The organism is Pedobacter sp. 05L430 (assembly GCF_056397585.1).
In genome coordinates this window covers 1-2,008 of sequence record NZ_JBFTNT010000462.1, presented here as the reverse complement: position 1 = coordinate 2,008, position 2,008 = coordinate 1, and the positions used below count along the sequence as shown (strand labels likewise).

General features: G+C 40.2%; 1 protein-coding gene and 1 pseudogene. Both read right to left on the bottom strand.

Translation table 11 applies throughout. The annotated features are described in order from the left end of the window. Positions 1-204 precede the first annotated feature (204 nt). Complete coding sequence (locus tag AC1DG9_RS26400) at positions 205-1,602, bottom strand: aminopeptidase P family protein (protein WP_288879126.1); 1,398 nt, start codon at positions 1,600-1,602, stop codon at positions 205-207. A gap of 29 nt (positions 1,603-1,631) precedes the next feature. Next, positions 1,632-2,008: pseudogene (locus tag AC1DG9_RS26395) on the bottom strand (glycoside hydrolase family 127 protein); the annotation flags it as partial.

The following is a 2,008-nucleotide window of genomic DNA, read 5'->3' as shown; positions in this document are numbered from 1 at the left end:
CCATAATCCATTACTACGGTGTTTGTAACACTCATTTTTTGCTTTCATACTTAAACCTAGTTTAGTTAATTGACTGATATATTTAACTCGGTTAAAGTTAGAAGCAAATAAATGAGGATAGTTTTCGTATTTTATCAGGTATCAATCCATTTTTACCCCGTTTGTGGCCTTGGATTTAAATAAGTGTTTTTGGTAGCTTCTTAATTAAAAGGCGGAATCCCTGATGTCTTCRATTTCTGAAACAGTATTTGCCAGATGTTTACCCAGCATGCGGGCTCCTCCCTCCTCGATCACAAAATCATCTTCAATCCTGACACCTCCAAAATTCCGGAACTTTTCTACAGCTGGGTAGTTTATAAAATCTGAGAACAAACCTGAAGCGCTATAGCGGTCAATTAATTCTTTATTAAAATAAATCCCCGGCTCAACTGTGACCACATAACCTGGATGTAGCTCCTTGCCCATCCGCAAGGACTTTAGGCCGAACTGAATGGTATTTTTTTTCAACTTATCCGAATAACCCACATATTGTTCACCAAGATCTTCCATATCGTGAACATCAAGTCCCATCATATGCCCGGTACCACATTGAAAGAATAAAGTGTGTGCTCCAGCGGCTACTGCATCTTCGACATTCCCTTTCATTAATCCCAATGCTTTCAGACCGAGAGTTAAGCTCTTACAAGCCTGAAAATGGATATCGAGATACCTTGTTCCTGACGAGAGCATGCTCGAAGCGTCCTGATAAGCCTGCAGTACAATTTCATAGATATCTTTTTGTTCAATGGTAAATCGTTTGGAAACGGGGAAAGTACGGGTAAGATCACTTGCATAACCACCTGCCGTTTCCACGCCCGAATCGTTAAGTACGAGTTGTCCCTCCTTTAATCGGTTGCCCTGATAATGGTTGTGCAGGATCTCTCCATTTACCGTTAATATAATCGGGTAAGCCAGGTTACCTCCGGAGGCCAGGGCTGCCTGATGGATGGCTGCTGCAACTTCTCTTTCGTACATTCCAGGTCTGGTGGCCTGCATCACATTCAGGTGTATATCTGCAGATATTGATGCTGCCTTATCTATCTCAATGAGTTCTTCCTCCGACTTCACAGACCTTTGTGAAACAACAGCTTTCACAAATTCAACCGAAGAAGCTGTATTCAATTCCTCAATATCAATCTTTAACAGGGCAGCCAGCTTGATCTCATTATCTGCACGATAAGGAGGTAAGAAATGAACACTTCTACCCCTATGTTCAGCCTGCTCAACATAACTTTTAAGTGCACCAGGTATCTGGACTTCATCTATTCCGCATTTTTCACACTTGCTCTTTAATGACTCTTGCCTTCCCATCCACACTAGTTCATCTAAAGTCATTTCTGCACCAAAAATGATTTCCCTGTTTTCATCAATATCTATGATCGCCGAAAGCGCTGGCACATTGATTCCAAAATAATACAGGAAAGTACTATCCTGTCTAAAGTGATAAGTATTATCTCTGTAATTCATCGGGCTTTCGTTGTTACCCATGAAAAGTAGAATCCCGCTGTTAAATTTAGATTTGAGAACTTGTCTCCTTTTAATATAGATTGATTTATTAAACATAAGATGATATTTGATTAACTACCAATTAATCATTTCACTTTCCACTCATGAATACCCGAAGATTGTTCTATCGGCAGCAGAACTTCAAGTTTCAAGGCTTTGGTATTTACCGGTTTAAATTTAAGAAAATTAAACTGGTCCTTAGCGATTCCCGAATCACTTAATATTTCAACGGGTATCCAGGCGCCGTCTTTCAAATATAATACCTTATATGAAAGCGGAATCCGGCAACCGCCCCATGGCCCATCGTCATACCAATAAACTCCGGATTCTGAAACGGTTTGGTTTTCAGAAAAATCATATTGCACATATTCGGTGGTGTTCTTTTTTGGCCACCAATGCAAATAGGGATAATTGGTATCCTTTGAATAGGCAGGTTCAAATTGATCTTTGATTGCCCCCAATA